This window comes from Nitrosophilus sp. (genome assembly GCF_982775275.1).
Genome location: NZ_CEXZHP010000063.1, coordinates 4,394 through 7,863 on the forward strand (window position 1 = coordinate 4,394; position 3,470 = coordinate 7,863).

The window sequence follows — 3,470 nt, forward strand, 5'->3', positions numbered from 1 at the left end:
TATAAATATCTTTTTCATAAACCCTCCTATAATAGATCTTTTTTCTTAAAAAACAGATAACCTAAAAAAGCAAAAACAGCACCCAAAAAAAGCGGATAAAAAATTGAATACAATATAAACAGAGTATGACCAAAACTATCAAGAAGAAAATAAGCAACAGGTCCCATTACTGTTAATTCCGGATCAAATAGACTTATCGCACCAACTCTGAAAACCTCCATAGGATTTAAAAGCGCCAAAGTGATAATAAAATTATCATCAAATCTGTTTTGCAGCATAAGACCGATTAAAGCGATATCAATAAACGCCAACAAAGTAATCCATACAACAAAACTTGCTCCTAAAGCAACGTCATGGGATTTTACAATAGTGGATATAAAAAATGCAATTCCTAAAAATACCGCACACATAGAAAATAAAAGTGCACTATAAATCAATAGCATCTTCCAAGGAAGATCACCACCTTTAAACACTCCCCATACAACTCCCAATATAAGAGCCAAAATAACCGGGAAAAAAACTATAAAAAATCTTCCAAGCATTTTCCCCCAATAATAATCTTTTAAAGATATAGGAAAAGATAGCATATACTCCAAAATTGCACTCTCTCTATCTGCGGAAATGGATTTAACGGTGGTTATAAGTATAAATATAGGCAAAATCACTATAGTTACTTGCATATAAATAAGCAGCAACCTACTAAGCCCTGTAAAACCCATCACAACGCTATCGGTTATTCCGGTGATAAAAAACAGCGCCATAAGTCCGCCAAAAACAAACAGATATACAAAAAACCATTTGCTTCTAGCAGATTCTGCGATATCAAGTTTTGCTATTAAAAAAAGATTCTTCATTATTTTCCTATTTTTATTATTCTTCTTTTAACCTCTTCAAAATCTATAACCTCTTTATTCTTTGGCTCCGTTCCTTTTTTATGAGCCGCAAAACCATACCCCATAGGCGTTATGCTATCGGTTGTATATTTTGCCTTTTTAGCGTCTATCCATTCCCCTGTTTTTGCGTCTGTTATCCATATTTTTTTAAATTTTATCTCAGGATGCTCTTTTGCTTGCCATAAAATCAAACATCCGATATCATCAAACTTATATACTTTTCCATTCTCATCAACGGCTTGAACGGCAAATTTTCTCTCACTTATAGCCATCTTGCACCGTTCACACATATCTCTATCCCAGTGCATAACAGCCGCCTCTTTTGTATAGTCTTTTTTTTCACACCCCATAAAGGCAAAAACAGTTAAAATAATAAAAATAATATTTCTAATTCTCAATTTTTTCATCTTCAACAATCTTTCCTAAATCCATATATATTTTTCTATTAACAAGCCCTTCAATTTCTTCAAGTCTATGCGTGATATAGATAGTAGTAATATTTTTGTCAAGGTTTTTTAGTAGCATATAAAATTTTTCTCTTGCTTTTGGATCCAAATTTGCGGTAGGTTCATCAAATATCAATATTGAGCTATTTTTAGCGATCGCTATTGCGATCAAGAGCTTTTGTTTCATACCGCCACTTAATTTGAAAAAAGGCTTTTTTATATTCTTATGGATATCTAAATCCATCTTAAAAGCCGTATTTTCGATATTTTTTACACTTACGTTTGAACTTTTTGAAACATACTCCAACAACTCCTCCACGCTAAGTTTTATAGGTGGAGGCGTTTGTGGAATAAAACTGATAAATTTTAGAACTTCTGTTCTGTTTTTTATTGGGTTGTATCCGTTTACCTCTATTTTACCATTATCAAGATGATAAAAACCTAATATTGATCTAACAAGAGTGGTTTTCCCCGCTCCGTTTGGACCCATCAAAGCTATTTTATCCCCATCCTTTATAGCTAAATTAACGTTATCCAATACATTTACATCCATAAACTTTTTTACGGCATTTTTTATATTTATCATATCAGATTCTTCAACCTAAATTCAAAATTATATGCATCTTCATGGCAAACATCAAAACATCTAGCGCACATTATACAATCACCATCTTTAACAAACTCTTTAGTAATCCCTTTTTTCTTTCTCTCTTCATCATATTTAGCTTTTGCAAACTCTAAAACATGATCTTCAGGACATGCAATAAAACAAGCAGCACAGTGATCACACTTTTGCATATCCCATTGAACTTTCATTGGGCTTACCCATCCAATAAAGCTATATGTTGTTCCTATAGGACAAACATATTTGCACCAAGCTCGTCTTGAGAAAAATATCTCGATTGCCAAAATAACAAGCACCCAAACTATTGCCAAACTCCAGCCATAAACAATAAATCTACTAATAATACCAACAGGATTTATTATCTCAAACACCAAATATCCGTCCAATGCCGCGGCAGCCAAAAATATAACCCAAAAAACATATCTAACTCTTGGATCAAACTTTCTCTCTTTAATAATATGCTTATTTACAAGTTTTTGATGTATATGCTCGCCTATTTCGCTCAATAAGCCGTATGGACACACCCAACCGCAAAAAGCTTTTCCTCCAACAAGAAAGTAAAAGCCAACTATCGTAGCAGTTCCAATAATAATATTTGTATGGATATGATGCTCAGCGGCTAAGATCTCAAGAGCCGCAAAAGGATCTATCAAATGAAATCCAAGAAGTCTTGATCCGGTAAGAGTGCCTTCTAAAAACTGAATATCTATAAAATATGATAAGAAAAAGGCCAAATTTATAACTATAATACTAAGCCATCTCCAAAATCTCCAAGTTGGTCTAATCTTACCTTTTTTGTTTATGTAGTATAAGGTAGATAAAAGAGGCGCGTTAACTAACTCTTTTACACTCCAATTATATCTATCCAATTTCCCCTCCTTTTTGAGGGATGAAAAGAGATATCCTTCTCATCCTTATTTAGATGCTTCTTTCATTTTTTCTTCAAAAGACCCTATCTCTTTAGCAAGAGATTTCAAATCTTCATCTTTCATATTATTTAAAAGTCCAAACATTACATAATTTTTTCTTTTTCCAGATTTAAAATCCATCAAGGCCCCTAAAATTTCACTCTCACTTTTACCAATCAGTTTTGGTCCAACGGCCCCTTCTCCGTTAACACCGTGACATGACGCACAGTTTCTACGATATAATGGACTAACTTCAAATGCCGCTAATCTTCCGGCTTTTTCTTTTAAGACTTTTAGTTTTTTCTCCTCTTCACTCTCTTCCTCTTTAGCCTTTTCTTGCGGCTGAGGTATAGCTTTTGTGGCTTTTGCCGCCGGAACTTCAAGTTTTGACTTTTCTATTATCTCTTGAATTTTCTTGAGTTTTTCAACTTCCATATCAAGTTTTGCCATATAAACAATAGCGGCTACTGTTAATGCTCCTGCAATTATCGCGATTATATGTCTTACCATTTTCTATCCTTTTATTCTACTTTTTCTCCAGATTTTATTTTTCTAACTTTTTCATTAAATTTTGCAATCTCATCTGAAAGCTCTTTTA

General features: G+C 33.3%; 5 protein-coding genes. All 5 read right to left on the reverse strand.

Features of this window, described 5'->3' with window-relative positions; genetic code table 11:
* Positions 1-26 precede the first annotated feature (26 nt).
* The 5 genes from AC30RD_RS04460 to AC30RD_RS04480 are packed head-to-tail and all read right to left on the reverse strand — an operon-like array spanning position 27 to position 3,382.
* Complete coding sequence (locus tag AC30RD_RS04460; RefSeq protein ID WP_489493085.1) at positions 27-854, reverse strand: ABC transporter permease; 828 nt, start codon at positions 852-854, stop codon at positions 27-29.
* The gene (locus AC30RD_RS04465) at positions 854-1,300 is read right to left on the reverse strand and encodes a nitrous oxide reductase accessory protein NosL (RefSeq protein ID WP_489493086.1); all 447 of its coding nucleotides are present in this window, start codon (positions 1,298-1,300) and stop codon (positions 854-856) included. Before AC30RD_RS04465 ends, AC30RD_RS04460 begins: the two co-directional genes overlap by 1 nt.
* Positions 1,281-1,925, reverse strand: coding sequence for an ABC transporter ATP-binding protein (locus AC30RD_RS04470; RefSeq protein WP_489493087.1), 645 nt, complete (start codon positions 1,923-1,925; stop codon positions 1,281-1,283). The genes AC30RD_RS04465 and AC30RD_RS04470 overlap by 20 nt, the downstream gene beginning before the upstream one ends.
* Positions 1,922-2,833, reverse strand: coding sequence for a NapH/MauN family ferredoxin-type protein (locus AC30RD_RS04475; RefSeq protein WP_489493088.1), 912 nt, complete (start codon positions 2,831-2,833; stop codon positions 1,922-1,924). Before AC30RD_RS04475 ends, AC30RD_RS04470 begins: the two co-directional genes overlap by 4 nt.
* A gap of 45 nt (positions 2,834-2,878) precedes the next feature.
* Positions 2,879-3,382, reverse strand: a complete 504-nt coding sequence (locus AC30RD_RS04480) for a c-type cytochrome (protein WP_489493089.1) — start codon at positions 3,380-3,382, stop codon at positions 2,879-2,881.
* Between the last annotated feature and the right edge of the window lie 88 nt (positions 3,383-3,470).